Here is a 23,191-nt window from a genome sequence, read left to right as displayed (position 1 = left end):
CAAGTCAGCCCACAGCCAGAATACCGGCGGGCGCGATCGCCCATTCCATCTGCTCGTCGGTTTCAACAGCGCAGGGGCGCAACGCGCGCAGCCTTTGCAACGCTGCATCCGGATGCTCGCCGCATTCTATCATCAAACGCAGTACAGCCATGCCAGATCGACCACATCCGCCCTTGCAGTGAACCAAAATGCGCCCGCCACCGGACAGCGCATGACGCACTGCGGCACTGGCTTCTACCCAACGCTCGTCCACCTCGGGTGATGGCGTGCCATAGTCCTCGACCGGCAGATGAACCCATCGGCAGGCGCGGTTCCGAACGTCGATACCGAAATCTCTGGCGCCATCGAGTATCATCTCGACCTCGGTTGCCATTGAAAGGATCAGGCCGGGCTTCCAATCGGCGACGGCATCCAGATCGCCTTGATAATCGCCACCCCGACCCGGCATCGATGTCAGCGCGAGCGTTCCTCCGCCAACCTGAAGTGCATGGATAACCATCTGAGACATTATACGTTCCCCCCGAAACGTTAATCAGAAGATCTTTCTACGGGTCTTCAAGTGTCTGATCTTAACCGCCCCGTCCCGCATTCCAAAACGAAAATCATCCGGTCGGGCGGTGGACGCGGACGGCGGCGGCCTCTACGCTGCGGCAGAACTCGAATCCGCGAAAGCAGACATGACCGACACGCCCAGCCCCGCCTATCAGGTGCTTGCCCGCAAATATCGCCCAGAAACCTTTGCCGATCTGGTTGGCCAGGACGCCATGGTCCGCACGCTGAAGAACGCGTTCGAGGCCGACCGCATCGCGCAGGCCTTCATCATGACCGGCATCCGCGGCACCGGTAAAACCACCACCGCCCGGATTATCGCCAAGGGCATGAATTGCATCGGCCCGGATGGCGAAGGCAAACCCACCACCGAACCTTGCGGCCAGTGTGAACACTGCGTGGCCATCATGGAAGGCCGCCATGTCGACGTGATGGAGATGGATGCCGCCAGCCGTACTGGCGTGAATGATATTCGCGAGATCATTGACAGCGTCCGCTATCGCGCCGCCTCGGCCCGCTACAAGATCTACATCATCGACGAGGTCCACATGCTATCGACCAGCGCCTTCAACGCGCTGCTCAAGACGCTTGAGGAACCGCCCGAACATGTAAAGTTCATCTTTGCCACCACCGAGATCCGCAAGGTTCCGGTCACGGTGCTTTCTCGCTGTCAGCGCTTCGATCTGCGCCGGATCGAGCCCGAAGACATGATCGGCCTGCTGCGCAAGATCGCAGATGCCGAAAGCGCGCAGATTGCCGAGGATGCGCTGGCGCTGATCACACGCGCCGCCGAGGGCTCTGCCCGCGACGCGACCTCGTTGCTGGATCAGGCGATCAGCCATGGCGCGGGCGAAACCAGCGCCGATCAGGTGCGCGCGATGCTGGGCCTGGCGGATCGCGGCAGGGTGCTCGACCTGATAGATATGATCCTGCGCGGCGACGCTGCCGGTGCCCTGACCGAGCTCAGCGCCCAATATGCCGAAGGGGCAGACCCGCTGGCCGTTCTGCGTGATCTTGCCGAGATTACCCATTGGGTCTCGGTGGTGAAGATCACGCCAGACGCCGCCGAAGACCCTACCGTCTCGCCCGATGAGCGCGCCCGGGGCCAGCAGATGGCAGATGCCCTGCCGATGCGCGTGTTGACCCGCATGTGGCAGATGCTGCTGAAGGCACTCGAAGAGGTTGCCGCCGCGCCCAACGCGATGATGGCCGCCGAAATGGCCGTGATCCGCCTCACTCATGTGGCCGACCTGCCCAGCCCTGAGGAGTTGATAAAACGCCTTCAGGATGCGCCCATGCCTCCTCCAAACGGAGGGCCGGGAGGCGGCTTGCCGGCAGCCACGCAGAGCAACGTCTCAACCCCCGTTGCGACGCAAACGACCTATGCGGCAACGCGCAACCCAGCTGGCGCGCCCTCGGCAGCGTTGGCCCAGGACGTGGCGAACGCTCTGGCCCGCTACCCTACTTTCGACCATGTGGTCGAACTGATCCGGATCAATCGGGACGTCAAGCTTCTGGTCGAAGTTGAAAACGGTGTACGTCTGGTCTCCTATCAGCCGGGTCGGATCGAGTTTACTCCCGCCCCCCATGCGCCCGCGGACCTTGCCCCTCGGCTCGGATCAGCTTTGCAGCGCTGGACTGGTAATCGATGGGCCGTGACGATTGTATCCGATGGCGATGCAGCAACGATTGCTGAAATTCGCGATGAGGCAGAATTGGCGCTGAAGCAGGTGGCCACCGAACACCCCTTGGTTCAGGCGGTGCTGGCGCAATTCCCGAAGGCCAAAATCACCAAGATCGAAACCCCTGAGCAACGCGCGGCGCAGGTCGAAACCGAAGCCCTGCCTGAGGTCGAAGACGAATGGGACCCGTTCGAGGAGGATTGAGGTCGAGGCGATACCTGTGAGGCTCAACCGGCGGAAGGGCCTTCCCAAAGACTTTGGCGACGGACGGGACGCGCCTCGCCCCTTGTGCCGGGTCCGCGCCACCCGTATTTAGACGGCAACGCGATTTACAGGAGAATATCGATGCTCAAAGGACTCGGCGGTCTGGGCGACATGGCCAAGATGATGAAATCCGCACAGGACCTGCAGACCAAGATGACCGAGATGCAGGAAGAGCTGAACAATCTGATGGTTGTTGGCGAATCCGGTGCCGGTCTTGTCAAAGCCACAGCCACGGCCAAGGGTGAGCTCAAAGGGCTCGATATTGACCCATCGATCTTCAACGGCGACGACAAGGAAGTGGTCGAGGATCTGATCCTGGCTGCGATCAAGGATGCGCAAACCAAAGCCGCCGAGCGTTCGCAGGAAGAGATGGCCAAGCTTACCGAAAGCATGGGCCTGCCCGCCGACATCAAGCTGCCGTTCTGATAGGCACTCCTGACGGAGTCGAGGCCGGGCACCCAAGTCCGGCCCATTTGCAGGAGAACGCGCAGTGAGTTCGAACAGTGACATCGACAATCTGATCGACCTGATGGCCAAGCTGCCGGGCCTCGGCCCCCGCTCGGCCCGCCGCGCGGTGCTGCACCTGATCCGCAAACGCGCCTTGTTGCTGACGCCGCTATCGGACGCGATGCAACAAGTAGCCATCACCGCCCGCGAGTGCCTGAATTGCGGCAATGTGGGCACCACCGACATCTGTGACATCTGCGACGCCGAGGCTCGCGCGACCGGAGAGCTGTGCGTGGTCGAGGACGTCGCCGACCTTTGGGCAATGGAGCGCGCCGGGGTCTTCAAGGGTCGCTATCACGTTCTGGGCGGGACTTTGTCTGCTCTGGACGGGGTCGGCCCGGATGAATTGCGTATCCCGCGGTTGAAGGATCGAGTTGTGGCCGAGGGTATCACCGAGATCATCCTTGCCCTAAACGCCACCGTCGACGGTCAGACCACCGCTCATTACATCGCCGATCAGTTAGAGGGGCAGGTACGCCTGACCTCGCTGGCGCAGGGTGTGCCGATTGGGGGCGAGTTGGACTATCTGGATGATGGGACGATTACTGCGGCGCTTAGGGCGCGGAAGGAATTGTAGACCAACAAGTATTCGCAATGTAAACAAAGTGAAGATGTTGGAATCTTACCACAAATGCTCAGAGTTTTCTTAAGCATATTCGCAACTGTACTATTGCTTCTCGTTTCGACGACTTCACTAAAGGCCGACGGTCACGAAAAACTCCGAGTTGCTATCTTCTCCAAGATGGATGACCCTACCCTTGACGCTTTTTATCATGCGCTTGCTCTCGCAAATCCTGACATTAACCCTGATGTACGACCATCAGGATTGGATGACACCGACGCCCTAGTCTTCTTCTTAGATCGTTGGCAAGATGTCGACTACGCTCCAGGCGCAAAGGAGTTATCGGAAATTTTCGACAAAGTTAGAGCGAACCGCCCTGATGCAGTTAGCCAAATGTTCGTGGCCAGTAGACAAAATGGCAGGGAAATAAGGTTCTTGTTCTACTCTCTCAGCAGTACGGGCTATCTGTCGCTCGCATGTTATGCTCGGGAGGTCGCTGCAGTACTAAACGATGAACCGGGGGTACTCACTTCAGGTAGCTGCAGATAGTACTTATTTGGCTACCTGATTTCGTTTAGATAATCTTTAGCAATCAATAACCAAAACGTGCTTATACGCTTCTGAGGAACAAAACAAATGCCCCGCTTTCTCGCCATAACCTTTGCCGCATTCACCGCCACTGCTGCCCTGTCGCAGGCACTCATCGACAAAGGCTTCGTCGAAGGCTGGAACATCATGATGGACCCCAACCTCGGCAATGGGTGCCTAATCCAGACGGTGTATCAGGACCTCTCGGTGGTGCGGCTGGGCTATGATGCGCTGGACGATCGCGGATACTTCACCGTCTACAACAAGGCTTGGGGCGACATTAAACCGGGGGAAAAATACCCGATCCGGTTTGATCTGGACGGCAAGAGCTTTAATGCCACCGCCATCGGGTTCAATCAGGATCGCGTGCCCGGCGCGACGGTGTTCTTTACGGACCGGAGTTTCGTCACATCGATTGCGCAGAACAAGACCATGACTGTCTATAATCCGGAAGGTCAGACTGTCATGGCGATTGATCTCAAAGGCACTGCAAAAGCGCTGGACTATGCCCGCGACTGCCAGAACAAAAAGCTCTAACGAATCGGATCAAACACCGCGTCTTTGGCGGTGCAATCACGGATCACGTCGCGGCCACAGGGCACCGGGTCAAGATCGCGGGACACGCACAGGCGGACCTCTTCGATATAGCCTTGCTTGCAGGTGATGGTGATCATGTCGGGCTCAAGCGTCGGATTGTCCTTGAGAAAGGCCTCTTCCACTACTGAGGCGGGCAGTTTGACCGTGGCGTCCAGCTTGCGGAACACTTCGGGGCGCGCAACACCTGCATAAGCCTGCCGCGATAGGGCGAAATAGTCGGATGCACTGAGGCCCGAACAGGTGCCGTGCTTTTTCCATTGGTGCCAGGCCAACCCGGATGAGCCCTGAATATCCTCCATTTCCCGCGTCATGAGGCGCGTGGGTGGCGCCTCAGGTGTGCGGCAGTATGAAGGCCAACCCTGATGAAACTGCGGCCAGAGGCCGTGCAATATCCACCCGTGGTCATGGCGCGCATCACACTGATCCGAGCCACGCGCATCCCCTTCACGGGCGCACCAGTTGGGCGACCAGCTGAGCGACAGGACGTAATAGTCAAACTCGCCCGCCTTTTCACCTTCGGCCAACGCAGTCACGGCACTCAGCATCCACAAAATCACCCAGCGCATTCGCCTCTTCCCTTCTTAACGTGACGCGACTATATAGGCCCCAAGTTCCCCGACAACGGAAACCTGCCCCAAGACCACGGGGCCGCCGAATTCCGGCGACGGGACAGGTGTATTTATAGGAGACGGGCTGATGGCAAAACCGCTTATGGCCAAAGCAACAGCCGTATGGCTGGTGGACAACACCACGATCAGCTTCAAGCAGATCGCGGATTTCGTGGGCATGCACGAACTGGAAGTGCAGGGCATCGCAGACGGCGACGTGGCCGCAGGTGTCAAAGGGTTCGATCCCATCGCCAACAACCAGCTGACTCAGGAAGAGATTGACGCGGCGCAGAACAACCCTCTGCACAAGCTGAAGCTCAAGTTCAACCCGGCTGCCTCGGGCGAGGAAAAGCGCCGTGGCCCGCGTTACACCCCGCTGTCCAAGCGTCAGGACCGTCCAAACTCGATCCTGTGGCTGGTCAAGTTCCACCCCGAACTCAGCGATGGTCAGATCGCCAAGCTGGTTGGCACCACCAAGCCAACCATCCAGTCGATCCGCGAGCGCACGCACTGGAACATCGCCAACATGCAACCGATCGATCCGGTTGCACTGGGCCTGTGTAAGCAGTCCGAACTGGATGCGATCGTGCAGAAAGCTGCCGCGAAGAAAGCTGCCGAAGGCGGCGTGATGAGCGATGATGAGCGTCGCAAACTGGTCTCGACCGAGCAGTCGCTCGAAATGGATTCGGCACCGAAGATTCCGACCGCGATTGAAGGTCTGGAAACCTTCTCGTTGTCTGATGAGCCTGAGGACAAGGAAGACGATGATGTCATCGTCGACGCCGACAGCTTCTTCAACCTGCCCAAAGGTGACGGCAGCGACGAAGACGAGGACGACCTGCGCCCCTGATGCGCAGATGGCCCCGACCCGACCGGTTGGGGCCGTTTTCTTTTGGGGAATGAAATGCTGAGCTTTCTATCCGCAATTTTCGGCCCGCACCGCGCCGTCTCAATCTATGCGTTCATCAAAACCAAAGGCCTTGCCATCCTGGGTGGGGTTGGGGTGATCGCGGTTGCTGCCGCATTGCTGTTGCTGAACGACAGTGGCGAGCACGAGCACCACTCGTTCATGACGGTTCCCGTGCTGTCGGCGACACCGATCAACGGAGACCTTAAAAACGGTGTTATCGCGTCGGTGCGTCTGCCAGATGGATCGGCGACGTCGATCACGTCGACCGAGGCCCCGGTCTCGCAAAGCGTTGGTACCAGCGCCTGCGTGGAAAAACGCATCTTTGTTGAGAGTGGAGAACCGAGATACCGGTTCAAACTGCCTCGCTATTGCGAGGCAAGCTAACGAGCAAAACCGCCCGGTGACATCACCGGGCGGTTTTTCCTTCAGATCATCTGGAACAGAACGCCCGAGATGACGGCTCCGCTGACCCCCAGCACCAGATAGGTGGCGAAGACACGCGGCTTGACCAGAGACCAGACCGCGGCCATTGCCGGGATCGAGCTGACAGCGCCCGCGATCATGAACGCCATGGCAGCGCCTGCCGTCATCCCCTGCTCCATCAGCCCCGCCAGCAGCGGCGGTGCGACATATGAGTTCAGATAGGCAGGCATACCGACCAGAGCAGCGGTAATAATGGGCACCACACCTTCGCCCCCGACGACACGCGCGATCAGGTCCGCTGGCACATAGCTGACCAACAGCGCCTCAAGGACGTATGCCAGCGCCAGCCATTTCAACAGGAACAGGCCGTTATGAACGAACTCGGACCGGAAGCGGACCCGACGCTCGGGCACCTGCCAGAATTTCCAGACCGGTTTGTCATCTTTCTTTGGGCCACACCCACAGCAGCCCGCAGGTTTGTACTCACGCAGGGGCTGGGTGAAGGCACCGCCACGCATCAAAGCCCGGACCGCGAAACCTCCGAACAGGCCGAGCGCGACGGCGGCAACTGCCTTGCCGATGGCAAAGGGCCAACCCAGCGCACCTGCGGTGATCAAAAGGGTTGGCGGATCGATCAGAGGAGAGCTCAGCCAGAAGGCCATGACCGCCGACAAGGGTGCACCCAACGCCAGAAGCCCGGCGATAAACGGGATCACCTCACAGGAACAGAATGGTGCAAGACCGCCAAACACCGCGGCCAGAAAGATCATCCTTGTTTCGCGCCCTTCAAAGGCGCGGGCAACCATCACCTCGGCCCCCGTCGCCTTGAGATAGGACAGCAGCAGCACCGCAAACAGGATATATTGCCCGGTATGGGCCAGCGCTTTGGCCGCAAATGTCACGACCGCGGTCCAGTTGCCGGGATCGAGCAACGCGACGGCGATCAACAAGGCTATGATCAAGGCCCATGGCGTCTTGATGAGATCAACTAAGTTGCGCGCCAGCGGCTTGGGGTTTTGTGTCAGCTCAGCCATCGTTTGCGGCCTTTCCTACTTCGTCCGCGCAACATTCGCTGAGGATGAATTGCGCGAGGTTTCTAAGTTCATCAAAGCACGCCCGGTTGATCGTGCTGCGCCCGATCTTCTCCTGCTCAACAACGCCACCGGCGGCCAGAAACCGCAGGTGATGTGCCAGAGTCGACGGCGCGATGCCTGTGCGATTCTGAATCTCTCCGACAGTCAAACCGGTCTGCCCTGCCCGTACCAAGGTCTTGAGAACTTTCAGCCGGGCTTCGGACCCCATGGCCGAGAACCCGGCAGCAGCTGATTCCCACATTTTCAACTCCATTAAACTAGATTTCTAGTTATTTAGTTTTTTCGCCACCACGTGTCAATCATCTTCTGACAGTAAGTCCAGATTGCCCCCGCCTTAAGTCCAGCATATAAGCGATCCATGAGTATCTCGGTCGACACCTTCTTTCTGGAACGAAACGCACAGGGCACGCTTCAGGCCCAGATCCAGCAGCTGATTGCCGAAGGCATCCTGTCCGGTCGCTTTCACATGGGAGAGAAATTGCCCTCGTCCCGAAAACTGGCTGCGCATCTGGGTGTCAGCCGGATCACGGTCACGCTGGCCTATACCGAGCTGCTGGCCAATGACTATCTCACGTCCAGAGGGCGCTCGGGCTATTACGTCTCGGAAAATGCCCCGGTGCCGCCGACCTATTCGCCGATGAGGCGCGAGACCGAAACGGTAGACTGGGATCGCGCCTTTGCGCGCCGGTTCTCGGGCGGGGACATACTGCCGAAACCCAGCAACTGGCGCGAATACCGCTATCCTTTCATCTACGGTCAGGCCGACAGGGGGCTGTTCGATCATGCCAACTGGCGTCTCTGTGCTGTGCGCGCATTGGGGCACAAGGATTTCGATACGCTGACGGGGGATTATGTGGATCGCGACGACCCGATGCTGATCGAGTTCATCGCCCGCCACACTCTGCCCCGGCGCGGTATTGCCGCGCGCCCAGAAGAGATACTGATCACTCTCGGTGCCCAAAACGCCTTGTGGCTGGCCTCGCGCGTGTTGCTCAACCGTGATCGCAAAGCGGCCATCGAAGACCCTTGCTACTACGCCCTGCGTGATTTGCTGGTGCATTCCGAATGCAAACTGGCACCATTGCGCGTCGACCGAGATGGCTTGCCGCCAGATGCGATACCTGATGATACCGATGTCATCTTCACCACACCAAGCCATCAATGCCCCACCACGGCCACGATGCCCATCGCGCGCCGACACGCCCTTTTGAAACGCGCCAAAGAGCTGAACGCGATGATCGTCGAGGATGATTACGAGTTCGAGATGTCCTTTCTGGGGGCGCCCTCACCTGCACTGCGCTCGCTGGATACGGAGGGCCGCGTGATCTACGTCGGCAGCTTCTCGAAATCGCTGTTTCCGGGGTTGCGGCTGGGCTACATGGTTGGGTCCGAAAGCTTCATCCGCGAGGCGCGTGCTTTGCGTTCGCTGGTGTTGCGCCATCCCCCCGGGCACGTGCAGCGCACGGCGGCCTACTTCCTGTCTCTCGGACATTACGATGCGCAGATCCGGCGGATGTCCAAAGCTCTGCAACAAAGACGCGTGGCCATCGATGACGCGATCCGTCAATCCGGCCTCACGGTCGCGGGCCGGGGAATGCTGGGCGGATCATCAATCTGGATGCAGGCACCGACACATATAGATACCACGCAGCTTGCACATCAGTTGCAGTACAAGAGCGTTCATATCGAACCGGGCGAGCCCTTCTTCTCGGGCCCCGACCGTCCAAAGAACTACTATCGCCTCGGCTATTCCTCGATCACGCCCGATCGGATCGGACCGGGGATCGCGCAAATCGCAGAGACCATTCGTCAGGCATAATACTACTGGACCTATCCCGCTGTTGGTTCTGGCCCTAACGCCACAGTCACCCTTGGGTCAAAACCGAGCGGAAAACAGGGGCGAGAGATCCCGTTACAGCCATCCATGATCGGAGAACACGCAGATGAAAATGACCACCGAAGAAGCCTTTGTAAAAACGCTGCAGATGCATGGGATTGAACATGCGTTCGGCATCATCGGTTCGGCCTTCATGCCGATTTCCGATATCTTCCCCAAAGCCGGTATCACCTTCTGGGACTGCGCCCACGAAGGCTCGGGCGGAATGATGGCAGATGGCTACACCCGTGCCACCGGCAAGATGTCGATGATGATCGCGCAGAACGGCCCCGGCATCTCGAACTTCGTGACGGCCGTAAAGACCGCCTACTGGAACCACACGCCGCTGCTGCTGGTGACCCCGCAGGCCGCGAACAAGACCGTTGGCCAGGGCGGTTTCCAGGAAATCGAGCAGATGAACATGTTTGCCGACTGCGTCTGCTATCAGGAAGAAGTTCGCGACCCCTCGCGCATGGCCGAGGTGCTGAGCCGCGTGATCCAGAACGCCAAGCGCTATAGCGCCCCGGCACAGATCAACGTGCCGCGCGATTACTTCACGCAGGTCGTCGATATCGAACTGCCCCGCATCGTCGATTTCGAATTGCCCTCGGGCGGTGAAGCGGCGCTGGATCAGGCTGCTGAACTGCTGTCGAACGCACGTTTCCCCGTGATCCTGAACGGCGCGGGCGTGGTACTGGCCGGTGCCATTCCGTCAACCGCTGCGCTAGCTGAACGTCTAGATGCGCCGGTCTGCTGCGGCTATCAGCATAACGACGCCTTCCCCGGCTCGCACCCGCTGCACGCTGGCCCCTTGGGCTACAATGGCTCGAAAGCCGGGATGCAGCTGATCTCGAAGGCGGATGTTGTTCTGGCACTGGGCACCCGACTGAACCCGTTCTCGACCTTGCCCGGCTACGGCATCGACTATTGGCCGACCGAGGCGAAGATCATTCAGGTTGACGTCAAACCCGAGCGTATCGGTCTGACCAAACCCGTCACCGTCGGTATCGTAGGCGACGCGAAGAAGGTTGCCGAAACCCTGCTGGAAAAACTGTCCGGGACCGCAGGCGACGAAGGACGCCAGGCGCGCAAGGACCTGATCGCCACGACCAAATCGGCCTGGGCGCAGGAGCTGTCGTCGATGGACCACGAAAACGACGACCCCGGCACCACCTGGAACGAACGCGCCCGTTCGGCCAAACCCGATTGGATGAGCCCCCGGATGGCATGGCGTGCGATTCAGTCCGCTCTGCCGAAAGAGGCTATCATCTCGTCCGATATCGGCAACAACTGCGCCATCGGCAACGCTTATCCGTCCTTCGAAGAAGGCCGCAAGTATCTGGCCCCCGGCCTGTTCGGTCCTTGCGGCTATGGCCTGCCATCGGTGATCGGCGCCAAGATCGGCTGCCCGGATACGCCCGTGGTTGGCTTCTCAGGCGACGGTGCGTTCGGCATCGCGGTAACCGAGTTGACAGCAATCGGTCGCGAGGAATGGCCCGCAATCACTCAGGTGGTATTCCGCAACTACCAATGGGGCGCGGAAAAGCGGAACTCGACCCTGTGGTATGACGACAACTTCGTCGGCACCGAACTGGACACCAAGGTGTCTTACGCCGGTATCGCGCAAGCCTGTGGTTTGAAAGGTGTCATAGCCCGCACCATGGATGAGCTGACCGCAGCGCTGGCGCAAGCCGTTGAAGATCAGAAAAACGGCATCACCACCCTGATCGAAGCCATGATCAATCAGGAACTGGGCGAGCCCTTCCGCCGTGACGCCATGAAGAAGCCGGTCGAAGTGGCGGGCATCGACGCAGGCGACATGCGTCCTCAATAATGTGATGTGTGGGCCGGGTCCGATGGGTCCGGCCCTCATATGTTTGTTTCTAAAAACCGGAAAACCTCCGGAAAAGTAACGAAAAGCTTGAGCCTGGCGCCAGAACTCTCAAGAATGGCAACAAGGCTCGGGCAATAAGGCGATCGGCCGCAGGGAGAGAATTTACGAAATGCAGCAGCCCAAGATCGACCTGTCGCCCAAGGTTTCAGACGAGGTTCGGCGCACAACATGCTACATGTGTGCCTGCCGCTGCGGCATCAACGTGCATATGAAAGATGGCAAGGTCGCCTATATCGAAGGCAACCGTGACCATCCTGTGAACAAGGGCGTTCTGTGCGCCAAAGGCAGCGCCGGGATCATGCAGGTCAACGCGCCGTCGCGCCTGCGCAAACCGCTGCGCAGGGTTGGGCCACGCGGATCTGGTGAGTTCCGCGAGATTGAATGGGACGAAGCAATCAGCACAGCCGTCGGCTGGCTGAACGAGCTACATGAGACCGCGCCGCAGAAGCTGGCCTTCTTCACGGGTCGCGATCAGAGCCAAAGCTTCACATCGTTCTGGGCCCAGAACTTCGGCACGCCCAACTACGCGGCCCATGGCGGATTCTGTTCGGTCAACATGGCTGCGGGCGGCATCTATACCATGGGCGGCGCGTTCTGGGAGTTCGGCCAGCCCGATTGGGACCATACCAAACTGTTCATGTTGTTTGGTGTGGCCGAGGATCATGACAGCAACCCGATCAAGATGGGCATCGGCAAGATCAAGAAGCGTGGCGCACGCGTGATCGGGGTAAACCCGATCCGCTCGGGCTATAACGCTGTGGCAGACGATTGGGTCGGGATTACGCCGGGCACCGACGGCTTGTTCATCCTGTCGTTGATCCATGTGCTGATGAAAGCGGGTAAGATCGACCTCGACTATCTCAGCCGTTACACCAATGCGCCGGTTCTGGTGAACGCTGCTGAAGGTCCTGAAAAAGGTCTGTTCCTGCGCGATGCGGATGGCAAACCTCTGGTGATCGACCGCATCACCGGTGAACCGACCGCCTTCGACAAACCCGGCGTCCGTCCGGACCTGTCGGCTACCTATGAAAAAGACGGCGTCACTCACCGCCCGGTCTTCCACCTCATGGCCGAGAAATACCTCTCAGACGACCATGCCCCCGAGGCCGTCGCCGAACGCTGTGGTATCCCTGCCAAACGTATCCGCGCCATCGCCGCCGAGATCGCCCGTGTCGCCTTTGACGAAGCCATCGAGCTGGATCACGAATGGACCGATTTCCGGGGCGAGACGCACTCGAAAATGGTCGGCCGTCCGGTCAGTTTTCATGCCATGCGCGGGATTTCGGCCCATGCCAACGGGTTCCAAACCTGCCGGTCACTCCATGTACTGCAAATCCTGTTGGGCACGGTCGAAGTACCCGGCGGCTTCCGCTTCAAGCCACCTTACCCCAAACCGGTCGAGGCGCACCCCACCCCGCATGGCGACCGTCGCCCCGGCCGCCCGCTGGAAGGCCCGCATTTGGGCTTCCCACGCGGCCCCGAAGATCTTCTGATCGACGATTGCGGCACGCCGCAACGAATTGACAAGGCGTTCACCTGGGAAAACCCGATGTCGGCCCACGGGCTCATGCATATGGTGATCTCGAACGCCGCCGCGGGCGATCCTTACAAGATCGACACGCTGTTCATGTATATGGCGAACATGTCATGGAACTCATCCATGAACACCAAAGGTGTGATGGAGATGCTGTCGGCAAAGAACGAAGACGGCAAATACGTCATCCCCAGGATCATCTATTCAGATGCCTATTCCTCGGAGATGGTCGCCTATGCCGACCTGATCCTGCCCGACACCACTTATCTGGAACGGCACGACTGCATCTCGCTGCTCGACCGCCCAATCTGCGAGGCTGATGCCGCCGCCGACGCGATCCGCTGGCCGGTGATCGAGCCTGACCGCGACGTACGCGGCTTTCAGTCGGTCCTGATCGAACTCGCCAACCGCATGAGCCTGCCGGGTTTCACCAACGAGGATGGTACACCCAAGTGGAAAGACTACGCTGACTACATCGTCAACCACCAGCGCAAGCCGGGCATCGGCCCGCTCGCCGGGTTCCGGGGCGAAAACGGCGACAAGGAAGGGCGTGGCGAGGTCAATCCCGAGCAGTTGAACCGCTATATCGAAAACGGCGGCTTCTACGTCGCGCATATTCCCGAAGGTGCAGACTACTACAAGCCTTGGAACACGGCTTATCAGGACTGGGCCGTGGGCATGGGTATCTATGACAGCCCTCAACCCTATCTGTTCCAGCTCTATTCCGAACCGATGCGCAAGTTCCAACTGGCAGCCGAAGGGCATGGCGACCGTCAGCCGCCTGAACACCTGCGTCAGCGCATCAAGGACACCATGGACCCGCTGCCAATCTGGTACGAAACCGATCAGCACGGCAACGAGGGCTTCACCGTCAACGCCCTGACCCAACGCCCGATGGCGATGTATCACAGCTGGGGCACACAGAACGCGTGGCTGCGGCAGTTGCACGGGCGCAATCCGCTCTACGTGCCCACCAAACTGATGCGTGAGCACGGCTTGCGGGACGGCGATTGGGCGAAAGTCAGCTCTCCACACGGGGAAATCACTGTGCCCGTGATGGAAATGGCCGCGCTGAACGAGAACACCGTCTGGACGTGGAACGCCATCGGCAAACGCAAAGGCGCCTGGGCCCTGCAGGAGGATGCACCCGAAGCTACCAAGGGTTTCCTGCTGAACCACCTGATCCATGAGCTTCTTCCACCGAAGGGCGATGGCCTGCGCTGGGCCAATTCCGATCCGGTCACCGGTCAGGCCGCGTGGTTCGATCTGAAGGTCAAAATCGAAAAAGCCGATCCTCCGACAGATGCCGAAAGCCAGCCCGAATTTGCCCCGATCAAGTCGCCCGTTGGCACCGGACCAAAGGACTTGGCATGGAAGGTTGGCAAATGATCCGGATCCGCACTTCATCTGGCCAAAAATATCCCGGGGGTGAATTGAGCCGCAGGCTCAAGAGGGGGCTGGCCCCCTGCCCCCACCTCACCAGCGGAGGTTCGCTGACATGACCCAGCTCCCCCAATCCACCGAGCGCAAGATGGGTCTGGTCATCGACCTCGACACCTGCGTCGGCTGCCACGCCTGCGTGATCTCCTGCAAAGGTTGGAACACCGAAAACTACGGCGCACCGCTGTCGGATCAGGACGCCTATGGCGGCAACCCGTCCGGCACCTTCCTGAATCGGGTGCATTCCTATGAGGTGCAACCGGATCAGGGGCCCGCTCAGCTGATTCATTTCCCAAAATCCTGCCTGCATTGCGAGGATGCACCTTGCGTCACCGTCTGCCCCACCGGGGCCAGCTATAAACGCGCCGAAGATGGCATCGTTTTGGTCAACGAAAGCGATTGCATCGGCTGTGGCCTCTGCGCCTGGTCTTGCCCCTATGGCGCACGCGAGTTGGACATAGCCGAAGGTGTGATGAAGAAATGCACCCTCTGCGTCGATCGCATATACAACGAGAACCTGCCCGAGGTGGACCGGGTCCCGTCCTGTGTTCGCACCTGCCCGGCCGGCGCGCGGCATTTCGGTGATCTGGGCGATCCGGACAGTGATGTCAGCAAGCTGGTTGCCGAACGCAAAGGTATGGACCTGATGCCCGAGATGGGCACCAAACCGGTCAACAAATACCTGCCACCGCGCCCCAAGGATCAGGTGGAAGACCAGATCGACATTCTCGCCCCACTACTGGCCCCCGTGGCCGAAGAACCCAAGGGCTTCCTTGGCTGGCTCGACAAGACGCTGGAGAAACTCTGATGCATCCAGCCCCTTCCGTTATCCTCTTCACCACATTGTCCGGTCTGGGTTTTGGCCTGCTGTTCTTTCTGGGGCTCGGTCAGCCCGGAGTAACAGGGTTTGTCGCGTTTGTTTTCTACCTCATTGCCTATGCGCTGGCGGTGGGCGGATTGCTGGCCTCAACCTTCCATCTGGGCCACCCCGAGCGCGCCTGGAAAGCCTTTAGCCAATGGCGATCCAGCTGGCTCAGCCGGGAAGGCGTTTGCGCCGTGGCGGCGCTTGTCGTCATGGGGCTTTACGCGCTTGGCGCCGTTTTTTGGCAAAGTCACTGGATCGTATTGGGTTGGCTCGGAGCGATACTCAGCCTGACGACCGTGTTCACCACCTCAATGATCTACACTCAGCTCAAAACGATCCCGCGTTGGAACATGAACCTGACGCCCTTAATGTTCCTGTCCTTCAGTCTGGCAGGTGGTGCACTATTGGCCGGAGCTGAGACGCTCGCACCCTGGCTGCTGGCCATCGCCGGAGCAGTGCAGCTTGCCTACTGGGCTAAAGGGGATGGCGCGCTGGAGCGTTCGGGAACAACTCTGGGCACCGCGACAGGATTGGGAAGCCGGGGCTCGGTACGCGCATTCGAGCCGCCGCACACCGGAACCAACTATCTGCTGCGCGAGTTCGTCCACGTTGTCGGTCGCAAGCACGCGCAAAAATTGCGCATGATTGCCTTCGGTCTCGCTTTTGTGCTGCCTTTGGCGCTGATCCTGATCCCTGTCTCAGGCGTAGCGATCAAACATCTCTTTGCGCTTCTCGCCGTATTGTCGCATCTGGCCGGTGTCGTTGTTTCTCGTTGGCTGTTCTTTGCGCAGGCCGAGCATGTCGTAGGATTGTACTACGGGAAACGGTAGAGGGGGCTCTGCCCCCGCCGCGGCGGGTCGCGACTCCCCCGGGATATTTTTGGCCAGATGAAGTCTGGATCTGGCAAAAGTAAAGGGCGGCGCTCGGGGTTCGAGGCCGCCCTTTGCTATATCGGGTTGGTTTAGATCAGGCCCGCATGGGCCATCGCTGCGTCGATGGCGGCTTTTGTGCTGTCTTCCAGTTCGGTCAGGGGGCAGCGGACCTCAGTGCTGCAGAGGCCGAGTTTGCTGAGGGCGTATTTGGCACCGACCAGACCGGGTTCGATAAAGATCGCCTCGTGCAGGGGCATCAGGCGGTCCTGATATTGCAGTGCTTTGGTATAGTCACCCGCAAGTGTTGCCTGCTGGAATTCGGCGCAAAGTTTCGGGGCCACGTTGGCCGTTACCGAAATGCAGCCGACGCCGCCATGGGCGTTAAAGCCCAGCGCGGTCGCGTCCTCACCCGACAGCTGGCAGAAATCGGCCCCGCAGGAGGCACGTTGCTGGCTGACACGCGCCAGATCACCCGTGGCATCCTTGACGCCGACGATACGCCGCAGCTTGGCCAGTTCACCCATTGTCTCAGGCGTCATGTCGATGACCGAACGGCCCGGGATGTTGTAGATGACGATCGGGATGTCGGCACATTCATGCAGCGCACGGAAATGTTCCAGCAGGCCCTTTTGCGTCGGCTTGTTATAGTAGGGCGTGACCACCAAAGCGGCATCCGCACCCACATTCTTGGCGAACTGGACGAATCGGATCGCTTCGACGGTGTTGTTCGAACCGGCCCCGGCGATTACCGGAACGCGACCAGCAGCGGCCTTGACCACCTCGGCCACAACCGTTTCATGCTCATCATGGCTGAGCGTCGGGCTTTCGCCGGTTGTTCCCACTGGCACCAGACCGGTCGAGCCTTCCTTGATTTGCCATTCCACCAAGCGTTTGAGCGTATCCAGGTCCAACGCTCCGTTTGAAAACGGGGTGACGAGGGCTGGCATCGAGCCTTTAAACATGACACGCTCCTTAAGGTGCAGTTAGCAATTTTTGCGCCCGCGCAGATCACAATCATCGCGATGTGAGTTGATCCCGGCGGCGCAAGGTTTATCCTGAATGGCTCTATCCTTGGTTGGTTGGGAAATGCAAGGCATGACACGCGTTCTGGCGCTTTTGGTGGCGGTGATTCTGGGATCTTGGGGGCAGGCGCGGGCCGAGGCCGTAGGTGATCTGCGTGCAGGGCTCATCGAGATGCGCAAGGGCGACTGGAACGCCGCGTTGCGTGTGTCCGGTCAACGGGGATCGGTATCGCGTGACATCATTGTCTGGCACTGGCTGCGTGAAGGCTTTGGCAGCTCTGGCGATGTGCTTGTGTTCCTGGAGCGGCGCCCGGATTGGCCGGGATTGGCTTGGTTACGCCGAAAGAGCGAACCTTCTTTCACCAACGCAAGCCCGGATCGGGTACTGAAATTCTATGACGGCATGTCGCCGCAAACTGCCGAAGGCGCATTGAACTATGCGGTCGCACTGATGAGCAAGGGCCGCCACGGTGAAGCGGAGGCCGACATCGTGACGGCGTGGCGGACCATGCCTATGGGGGCTGGTCTGCAGAAGACCTATATGGAGAATTTCAGCAAGCTGCTGAAACCGCATCACGAAGCACGTCTGGATCGGATGCTGTGGGACGGCAACCTGGTCAGTGCAGAGCAAATGTTGCCTCTGGTCAGTGCGGATTATCGCAAGCTGGCCGAAGCGCGGATCGCCTTGCAAAAGCGCCAGAATAGTGTGGATGGCAAGGTAGCTGCGGTTCCGAAATCCCTGACCGACGCGCCAGGTCTGGCCTTTGACCGGTTTGTCTGGCGCGATCGGAAAGAGCTGGATGACAGTGCCATCGATCTGATGCTGGCGCGGTCGACCGACCCGAAGACTCTGGGAGAGCCTGACAAATGGGCCGAAGGGCGACGCAGGTTGGCGCGCCTTGAGATGCGCACGGGCAGCGCCGAGCGCGCCTATGCAATTGCCGCCAATCACCACATGACGCCGGACATGGGCTATGGCTATGCCGATCTGGAGTGGTTGGCGGGGTTCCTGGCTTTGCGCAGGCTAAATGATCCGGCTACGGCAGTGCGGCATTTCCAGAACTTTTCGGGGGCCGTGCAATCTCCGATTTCGAAAGGGCGTGGCGGGTATTGGCTAGGTCGCGCATACGCGGCATTGGGCGATGCGGACAAAGCGCATGAGGCTTACTCAGCGGGGGCGGACTATCAAACCTCGTTCTACGGATTGCTGGCCGCCGAGAGGATCGGTCGTCCGTTTGACGGCGAACTGGCCAATCCGCGCCGAGCGCCGCATTGGAAACAGGCCGCGTTTGCTGATTCCAGTGTGCTGGAGGCCGGTCTGCTGCTGTTGCGCGCAGGTGAAGGCAATCTGTCGGAACGGTTCCTGACCCATCTGGTGGAAAGCCTTGATCAGACGCAGGCCGCTCAGCTGGGTGATCTGGTGATCGAGCTGAATGAGCCGCATCTGGCCGTCATGATCGCCAAACGCGCAGCGACCATGGGCACAGTGCTGCCTGCGGCCTATTATCCCGTGCATCCGGTTGCCGATATGGGCCTGCCCATGGCGAAAGAAATGACGCTGGCCATTGCCCGGCGCGAAAGCGAGTTCGATCCGGTTGTCATCAGCGGCGCAGGCGCGCGTGGATTGATGCAGGTGATGCCCGCGACGGCAAAACTGGTCGCGCAGGATCTGGGCATTCTCGCTGGGCACAAGACCGGACGGCTGACCTCGGACTGGCAATACAATGCCAAGCTGGGCGCGAACTACCTGTCCAGCCTCGCCGAGGATTTTAACGGCAATGTGGTCATGATGGCAGCCGGTTACAACGCCGGGCCGCGCAGGCCGATATCGTGGATGGAACGTTATGGCGACCCGCGCCGGGGCGAGGTGGATGTGATCGACTGGATCGAGACGATCCCTTTCAAGGAAACCCGCAACTATGTCATGCGGGTGGCCGAAAGCCTGCCTGTGTATCGCGCGCGTCTCGGACAATCACCGCTGCCGGTGCCGTTCTCGCAGGAGCTTGTCGGCTCAACCCTTGCGTCTTTCGCGCCATAATGTGAACAGACCCGCCGCGATGACCAGAGTTGCGCCCAGCACGACCGCAGAGCGCAGCGTCTCATCAAAGATGGTGATGCCCAGAATTGCGCTCCACATCAGATGGAAATAGGCGAAGGGCTGCACTGCGCTTGCCTCGGCCATCTCATAACATTTGATCAGCAGCCAATGCCCCAGCACGCCTGTGATGCACAGCAAACCCATCCACAGCCAGTCGCTGCCGATCATCGGTTCCCAGAACCATACGCCGACGCTGGTCATTGCCACCGCCCCGGCGACGCCGGTCCAGAAAAAGCTGGTTGCGGTGCTGTCGCGGCGTGCTGCATATCGGGTCAAAAGACCATAGACGGCGAACATAAGGGCCGAGATCAGAGGGACCACGGCCCAGGGGTTGAACACGCCCGCGCCGGGCTGAAGGATGATCAACACGCCGATACAGCCGACCCCGATGGCGGCCCAGCGCCGCCAGCCGACTTTCTCGCCCAGAACCGGACCGCTGAGCGCGGCGATCAGCAGCGGATAGCAAATGAACACCGCCTGGCTTTCGATCAGCCCGAGGATGGTAAAGCTGAAGACTGCCACACAAATTTCACCGGCCAGCAACAAACCCCGAAATATCTGCAGCCCTAGCTGGCTGGTTTGCGCCGCTGCTCTCAGCCCTCCGGGTGATCTCGCCGCCACGGCAATCACGAAGGCGGCAAAGAACCAGTACCGGATCATCACGACCATATAGGTGTTGTAGGTGCCCGCCAGATGGCGTGAGATGCCGTCCTGCAACGCAAATACGATCGTCGCACCGATCATCAGGGCAATGCCCGCGTTGACGTTGTTCTTCTGGCTCATGGCTTTGCCGCCCGGGTCATGTGCCGCTTGCGGCCAAAGCCAGGGCTGCGGGTTACGTCGAACCCCGCATCGGACAACCCCCGACGCACGAAGCCAGCAGCGGTGTATGTCGCCGCAGTGCCACCACGGGCCGTGTGGTCCGCCACCTGCTGCATCAGGTCAGCCCCCCACAATTCAGGGTTCTTCGCGGGCGAGAAACCATCCAGAAACCATGCGTCCGCTGCGCCAGACCATTGCGGCAAAGTCTGGCGTGCATCGCCATGGATAACCTCAAGATGCAAAGTGTCCAGCGTGCAGGCCTGACCGGTCCAGACAGCCAGAAATCGCTCAGCCCACAGCGACAATTCAGGAAACGCCGCTAACGCCCGTGCCATATCGTCGGCGGACATGGGAAAGGCTTCGAAACTGGTAAAGCGTAGCGGGGTCGTCTGCCCCGCGCCTTCCCACGCGGACCAGACCGTCAGCATGTTCAGGCCGGTGCCAAACCCCAGCTCCGCAATACGAAACCCGGGGGTGAACCGCGCAGGCAGGTCGTTGCCTGCAAGGAACACATGGCGCGTCTCTTCCAGCCCGTTTTGCAACGAGTAATAGGGATCGTCGAAACGGTTAGAAACCGGGATATGATCCTCGGTCCATGTCAGTTCGGCACGCTGGTCTGCCATCGGGTTATCCTGTAGCTAGGCTGCGCGACACTGAACAAGGAAAAGGGGATTGGCAATGGTCGATGTGACGGTGCGCGGCGCAGGCGTCTTTGGCCTATCCATCGCCTGGATCTGCGCCCGGCGCGGTGCCAGGGTGCAGGTGGTTGACCCCTTTGGTCCCGGCGCGGGATCAAGCGGCGGTCTGGTGGGTGCGCTTGCCCCGCATGTGCCCGAAAACTGGAACGCCAAGAAAGCCTTTCAGTTCGACAGTCTGATCATGGCCAAACCGTTCTGGCAGCAGGTTGAGGCGACGGGGGGCGTTTCCCCCGGCTATGCACGCCTAGGTCGGCTGCAACCCGTCGCGGATCAGCGCAATCTGGACCTTGCGCATGCACGCGCGACAACGGCCGAGACACTCTGGCAGGGGCGCGCCAGTTGGAACGTGGTTCCGGTGGCAAAGGTCGGATCCTGGTGTCCACCAAGCCCCACGGGCTTTGTCATCCATGATACGCTGAGTGCCCGTATGCACCCCAGACGCGCCTGTGCCGCGCTGGTTGCCGCCTTGGGTGTAATGGGGGTCGACGTGGTGGCAGAGGCCCCCGACAAAGGTCAAGTCATTCACGCCACGGGTCTGGCCGGTTTGGAAGAGCTCAGCCGCGCTTTTGGCAAGACCGTCGGCAATGGCGTGAAGGGGCAGGCCGCTTTGCTGCGCTTTGATGCAGGCGAGGTTCCGCAGCTGTTTGCGGATGCCATCCATATCGTCCCGCACGCGGATGGCACGCTGGCCATCGGCTCGACGTCAGAGCGGGACTATGATGACCCAAACAGCACCGATGCTACATTGGACGACGTTCTGGACCGTGCCGCGCGCGCCCTGCCCTTACTGCACGGGGCTGAGGTGATCGAGCGATGGGCCGGAGTGCGCCCTCGCAGCAAAAGCCGCGCACCGATGTTGGGCGCGCATCCTTTGCATGACGGACAATTCATCGCGAACGGAGGTTTCAAGATCGGCTTCGGCATGGCCCCAAAAGTGGCCGAGGTGATGGCTGATCTGATGTTGGAAGGGAAAGATCAAATCCCCGAGGATTTCCGGCCCGAGGCTTCCTTATGAGCAACCTTGGCGGAACACCTGAACGCCTGCCCCAAAAAGATCCGAGACTGCCCGGTGTCCTGAACCTGATCCGCACCAGCTTTGCCTATATGGAGGGGCGCATTGATCCGCCCTCATCGATGCATCGTCTGTCGCTGGACGCATTACGGGATCAGATGCAAGATGGTGAGGTCTGGGTCATCGGGGATCGCCCGGATGCCGTGGTCTTTCTGACGCCTAAGCCAGGGCGTTTGTATCTGAGCAAACTCGCTGTCGATCAGAACCAACGCGGGCGCGGCCTCGCCCACCGTCTGGTGACGCAGGCCGAGACGCGTGCGGAAGCACTGGGGCTGAAAGTGTTGGAGCTGCAGACACGGGTCGAGCTTGTCGAGAACCACGCCGCCTTTGCCCGTATGGGATTTGTAAAAACCGGAGAAGTGGCCCATCCCGGTTATGACCGCACCACCTCAATCACGATGCAAAAACACCTAGATTGAGGCTTCGGCCCGCATGCATTCCCGCCCGTCGGGTCCGCGCACCCAGAATTCCCGTCCGTTTCGGCAAAGGCTGACTGCCTCAAAGTGCATCAGCGGGGCCGTGGCACGGAACGAAAAACGGGTTAGTGGACCCATCAACTCGATCGCGTAGAGCATCAGAAGCTGTGCCAGCAGGGGGCCGTGTACAACCAACCCGGTATACCCTTCAACGTCCCGTGCATAATCCAGATCATAGTGGATGCGATGCCCGTTAAAGGTCAGTGCCGAATAGCGAAACAACAGCGTTGTATCGAACCGGACCTCCCGAAAGTCGGTCTCATCCTTTCGGGCCTCCGGGCGCTGAGGGGCCGCTGCGTCAGGCGACGGGTCCTCGCGATAGACCAGATCCTGCCATTCGGTCAGACAATGCGCACCTTGCTGCCAGATCTCGTGGCGTAGCGTGACAAAAGCCAACGGTCCGCTGCGCCCTGTCTTCTTCTTGGCGCTCTCCCGAACGGAACGACGTTCGGCTTGAGTGCCCGCGATCAAAGGCGCATGAAACTCCAGCCGACCACCAGCCCACATCCGACGAGGAAGACCCATATCCGGGATAAGACCAAGACCAACCTTCGGGTGCCCATCCCGCCCCATATCGGTCGACGGCAAGGGTGACCAGAAATAGAGCTGGTGGAAAAACGGTGGCAGGGGCGAGCCGGCGTCAATCGACGGCTGTTGTCCCAGCGACACCTGTAACGCATTGGCCCGCGTCGGGTCGATCAGGTCTGTGACGATCTCTGCTTCCATTCCATCCCCGCG

General features: G+C 59.9%; 22 protein-coding genes. 14 read left to right on the top strand and 8 right to left on the bottom strand.

The window, feature by feature from the left end; translation table 11 throughout:
- Positions 1–4 precede the first annotated feature (4 nt).
- On the bottom strand, positions 5–508 hold the full coding sequence (locus ACR0AZ_RS16085; RefSeq protein WP_480667872.1) for a protein-tyrosine phosphatase family protein: 504 nt from the start codon (positions 506–508) through the stop codon (positions 5–7).
- A gap of 169 nt (positions 509–677) precedes the next feature.
- Between ACR0AZ_RS16085 and ACR0AZ_RS16080 the strand changes: the two genes are divergently transcribed.
- From ACR0AZ_RS16080 to ACR0AZ_RS16065, 4 genes are all read left to right on the top strand, one after another.
- Entirely contained in the window at positions 678–2,435 is a 1,758-nt protein-coding gene (locus tag ACR0AZ_RS16080; protein ID WP_480667888.1) for a DNA polymerase III subunit gamma/tau, read from the top strand.
- Between the two features lie 141 nt (positions 2,436–2,576).
- Positions 2,577–2,921 (top strand): YbaB/EbfC family nucleoid-associated protein, encoded by a 345-nt coding sequence (locus ACR0AZ_RS16075; protein ID WP_480471780.1) that lies wholly within the window; start codon positions 2,577–2,579, stop codon positions 2,919–2,921.
- Between the two features lie 64 nt (positions 2,922–2,985).
- Positions 2,986–3,579 (top strand): recombination mediator RecR, encoded by a 594-nt coding sequence (gene recR / locus ACR0AZ_RS16070; protein WP_480471779.1) that lies wholly within the window; start codon positions 2,986–2,988, stop codon positions 3,577–3,579.
- A gap of 621 nt (positions 3,580–4,200) precedes the next feature.
- The gene (locus ACR0AZ_RS16065; protein WP_480471778.1) at positions 4,201–4,689 is read left to right on the top strand and encodes a hypothetical protein; all 489 of its coding nucleotides are present in this window, start codon (positions 4,201–4,203) and stop codon (positions 4,687–4,689) included.
- Here the strand turns inward: ACR0AZ_RS16065 and ACR0AZ_RS16060 are convergent.
- Entirely contained in the window at positions 4,686–5,315 is a 630-nt protein-coding gene (locus ACR0AZ_RS16060; protein ID WP_480471777.1) for a ribonuclease T2 family protein, read from the bottom strand. The two genes, ACR0AZ_RS16065 and ACR0AZ_RS16060, sit on opposite strands and share 4 nt — an antisense overlap.
- A gap of 130 nt (positions 5,316–5,445) precedes the next feature.
- Between ACR0AZ_RS16060 and ACR0AZ_RS16055 the strand changes: the two genes are divergently transcribed.
- Together ACR0AZ_RS16055 and ACR0AZ_RS16050 are read left to right on the top strand one after the other, a co-directional pair.
- A complete protein-coding gene (locus tag ACR0AZ_RS16055; RefSeq protein ID WP_480471776.1) occupies positions 5,446–6,207 on the top strand; it encodes a DUF1013 domain-containing protein in 762 nt (253 codons plus the stop codon).
- 54 nt (positions 6,208–6,261) lie between these two features.
- Entirely contained in the window at positions 6,262–6,651 is a 390-nt protein-coding gene (locus ACR0AZ_RS16050; RefSeq protein WP_480471775.1) for a hypothetical protein, read from the top strand.
- A gap of 41 nt (positions 6,652–6,692) precedes the next feature.
- Here the strand turns inward: ACR0AZ_RS16050 and ACR0AZ_RS16045 are convergent, their stop codons facing one another.
- Together ACR0AZ_RS16045 and ACR0AZ_RS16040 are read right to left on the bottom strand one after the other, a co-directional pair.
- Entirely contained in the window at positions 6,693–7,724 is a 1,032-nt protein-coding gene (locus ACR0AZ_RS16045; RefSeq protein ID WP_480471774.1) for a permease, read from the bottom strand.
- Positions 7,717–8,025 carry an ArsR/SmtB family transcription factor gene (locus tag ACR0AZ_RS16040; protein ID WP_480471948.1) on the bottom strand — a complete coding sequence of 103 codons (309 nt, stop codon included), beginning with the start codon at positions 8,023–8,025 and terminating at the stop codon, positions 7,717–7,719. The genes ACR0AZ_RS16045 and ACR0AZ_RS16040 overlap by 8 nt, the downstream gene beginning before the upstream one ends.
- Positions 8,026–8,142: 117 nt before the next feature.
- Here ACR0AZ_RS16040 and pdxR point away from each other — a divergent pair, with 117 nt between their 5' ends.
- The 5 genes from pdxR (at position 8,143) to ACR0AZ_RS16015 (ending at position 16,223) form a co-directional block, all read left to right on the top strand.
- Positions 8,143–9,603 carry a MocR-like pyridoxine biosynthesis transcription factor PdxR gene (gene pdxR / locus ACR0AZ_RS16035; protein WP_480667871.1) on the top strand — a complete coding sequence of 487 codons (1,461 nt, stop codon included), beginning with the start codon at positions 8,143–8,145 and terminating at the stop codon, positions 9,601–9,603.
- Between the two features lie 124 nt (positions 9,604–9,727).
- Positions 9,728–11,494: a sulfoacetaldehyde acetyltransferase gene (xsc, locus tag ACR0AZ_RS16030; RefSeq protein ID WP_480471772.1), complete on the top strand. Its 1,767-nt coding sequence runs from the start codon at positions 9,728–9,730 to the stop codon at positions 11,492–11,494.
- A 169-nt stretch (positions 11,495–11,663) separates the two neighbouring features.
- Positions 11,664–14,477 (top strand): molybdopterin oxidoreductase family protein, encoded by a 2,814-nt coding sequence (locus ACR0AZ_RS16025; RefSeq protein WP_480667870.1) that lies wholly within the window; start codon positions 11,664–11,666, stop codon positions 14,475–14,477.
- 109 nt (positions 14,478–14,586) lie between these two features.
- Positions 14,587–15,336, top strand: a complete 750-nt coding sequence (locus ACR0AZ_RS16020; RefSeq protein WP_480667869.1) for a 4Fe-4S dicluster domain-containing protein — start codon at positions 14,587–14,589, stop codon at positions 15,334–15,336.
- Positions 15,336–16,223, top strand: coding sequence for a dimethyl sulfoxide reductase anchor subunit family protein (locus tag ACR0AZ_RS16015; RefSeq protein ID WP_480471769.1), 888 nt, complete (start codon positions 15,336–15,338; stop codon positions 16,221–16,223). The genes ACR0AZ_RS16020 and ACR0AZ_RS16015 overlap by 1 nt, the downstream gene beginning before the upstream one ends.
- 131 nt (positions 16,224–16,354) lie before the next feature.
- Here the strand turns inward: ACR0AZ_RS16015 and dapA are convergent, their stop codons facing one another.
- Positions 16,355–17,227, bottom strand: a complete 873-nt coding sequence (gene dapA, locus ACR0AZ_RS16010; protein WP_480471768.1) for a 4-hydroxy-tetrahydrodipicolinate synthase — start codon at positions 17,225–17,227, stop codon at positions 16,355–16,357.
- A gap of 133 nt (positions 17,228–17,360) precedes the next feature.
- On the opposite strand from dapA, the gene ACR0AZ_RS16005 reads away from it, so the two are divergent.
- Entirely contained in the window at positions 17,361–19,325 is a 1,965-nt protein-coding gene (locus tag ACR0AZ_RS16005) for a lytic transglycosylase domain-containing protein (RefSeq protein WP_480471767.1), read from the top strand.
- On the opposite strand, the gene ACR0AZ_RS16000 is transcribed toward ACR0AZ_RS16005, so the two are convergent.
- Complete coding sequence (locus tag ACR0AZ_RS16000) at positions 19,299–20,168, bottom strand: DMT family transporter (RefSeq protein ID WP_480667868.1); 870 nt, start codon at positions 20,166–20,168, stop codon at positions 19,299–19,301. The two genes, ACR0AZ_RS16005 and ACR0AZ_RS16000, sit on opposite strands and share 27 nt — an antisense overlap.
- Positions 20,165–20,830 (bottom strand): tRNA (5-methylaminomethyl-2-thiouridine)(34)-methyltransferase MnmC2, encoded by a 666-nt coding sequence (gene mnmC2 / locus ACR0AZ_RS15995; RefSeq protein WP_480659761.1) that lies wholly within the window; start codon positions 20,828–20,830, stop codon positions 20,165–20,167. Before mnmC2 ends, ACR0AZ_RS16000 begins: the two co-directional genes overlap by 4 nt.
- A gap of 55 nt (positions 20,831–20,885) precedes the next feature.
- On the opposite strand from mnmC2, the gene ACR0AZ_RS15990 reads away from it, so the two are divergent.
- Positions 20,886–21,920, top strand: a complete 1,035-nt coding sequence (locus ACR0AZ_RS15990; protein WP_480667867.1) for an NAD(P)/FAD-dependent oxidoreductase — start codon at positions 20,886–20,888, stop codon at positions 21,918–21,920.
- A complete protein-coding gene (locus ACR0AZ_RS15985) occupies positions 21,917–22,396 on the top strand; it encodes a GNAT family N-acetyltransferase (RefSeq protein WP_480667866.1) in 480 nt (159 codons plus the stop codon). Before ACR0AZ_RS15990 ends, ACR0AZ_RS15985 begins: the two co-directional genes overlap by 4 nt.
- On the opposite strand, the gene ACR0AZ_RS15980 is transcribed toward ACR0AZ_RS15985, so the two are convergent.
- Entirely contained in the window at positions 22,388–23,179 is a 792-nt protein-coding gene (locus ACR0AZ_RS15980) for an HTD2 family dehydratase (protein WP_480667865.1), read from the bottom strand. The genes ACR0AZ_RS15985 and ACR0AZ_RS15980 overlap by 9 nt on opposite strands.
- Between the last annotated feature and the right edge of the window lie 12 nt (positions 23,180–23,191).

The organism is Ruegeria sp. BE3, assembly GCF_056538865.1.
The sequence above is the reverse complement of the archived record's forward strand: the minus strand, read 5'-3'. Positions and strand labels throughout refer to the sequence as shown.

Coding starts and splice junctions, on each gene's coding strand:
- ACR0AZ_RS16085 (WP_480667872.1), bottom strand. CDS start 508: ATGTCTCAGATGGTTATCCATGCACTTCAGGTTGGCGGAGGAACGCTC.
- ACR0AZ_RS16080 (WP_480667888.1), top strand. CDS start 678: ATGACCGACACGCCCAGCCCCGCCTATCAGGTGCTTGCCCGCAAATAT.
- ACR0AZ_RS16075 (WP_480471780.1), top strand. CDS start 2,577: ATGCTCAAAGGACTCGGCGGTCTGGGCGACATGGCCAAGATGATGAAA.
- ACR0AZ_RS16065 (WP_480471778.1), top strand. CDS start 4,201: ATGCCCCGCTTTCTCGCCATAACCTTTGCCGCATTCACCGCCACTGCT.
- ACR0AZ_RS16060 (WP_480471777.1), bottom strand. CDS start 5,315: ATGCGCTGGGTGATTTTGTGGATGCTGAGTGCCGTGACTGCGTTGGCC.
- ACR0AZ_RS16055 (WP_480471776.1), top strand. CDS start 5,446: ATGGCAAAACCGCTTATGGCCAAAGCAACAGCCGTATGGCTGGTGGAC.
- ACR0AZ_RS16050 (WP_480471775.1), top strand. CDS start 6,262: ATGCTGAGCTTTCTATCCGCAATTTTCGGCCCGCACCGCGCCGTCTCA.
- ACR0AZ_RS16045 (WP_480471774.1), bottom strand. CDS start 7,724: ATGGCTGAGCTGACACAAAACCCCAAGCCGCTGGCGCGCAACTTAGTT.
- ACR0AZ_RS16040 (WP_480471948.1), bottom strand. CDS start 8,025: ATGTGGGAATCAGCTGCTGCCGGGTTCTCGGCCATGGGGTCCGAAGCC.
- pdxR (WP_480667871.1), top strand. CDS start 8,143: ATGAGTATCTCGGTCGACACCTTCTTTCTGGAACGAAACGCACAGGGC.
- xsc (WP_480471772.1), top strand. CDS start 9,728: ATGAAAATGACCACCGAAGAAGCCTTTGTAAAAACGCTGCAGATGCAT.
- ACR0AZ_RS16025 (WP_480667870.1), top strand. CDS start 11,664: ATGCAGCAGCCCAAGATCGACCTGTCGCCCAAGGTTTCAGACGAGGTT.
- ACR0AZ_RS16020 (WP_480667869.1), top strand. CDS start 14,587: ATGACCCAGCTCCCCCAATCCACCGAGCGCAAGATGGGTCTGGTCATC.
- ACR0AZ_RS16015 (WP_480471769.1), top strand. CDS start 15,336: ATGCATCCAGCCCCTTCCGTTATCCTCTTCACCACATTGTCCGGTCTG.
- dapA (WP_480471768.1), bottom strand. CDS start 17,227: ATGTTTAAAGGCTCGATGCCAGCCCTCGTCACCCCGTTTTCAAACGGA.
- ACR0AZ_RS16005 (WP_480471767.1), top strand. CDS start 17,361: ATGACACGCGTTCTGGCGCTTTTGGTGGCGGTGATTCTGGGATCTTGG.
- ACR0AZ_RS16000 (WP_480667868.1), bottom strand. CDS start 20,168: ATGAGCCAGAAGAACAACGTCAACGCGGGCATTGCCCTGATGATCGGT.
- mnmC2 (WP_480659761.1), bottom strand. CDS start 20,830: ATGGCAGACCAGCGTGCCGAACTGACATGGACCGAGGATCATATCCCG.
- ACR0AZ_RS15990 (WP_480667867.1), top strand. CDS start 20,886: ATGGTCGATGTGACGGTGCGCGGCGCAGGCGTCTTTGGCCTATCCATC.
- ACR0AZ_RS15985 (WP_480667866.1), top strand. CDS start 21,917: ATGAGCAACCTTGGCGGAACACCTGAACGCCTGCCCCAAAAAGATCCG.
- ACR0AZ_RS15980 (WP_480667865.1), bottom strand. CDS start 23,179: ATGGAAGCAGAGATCGTCACAGACCTGATCGACCCGACGCGGGCCAAT.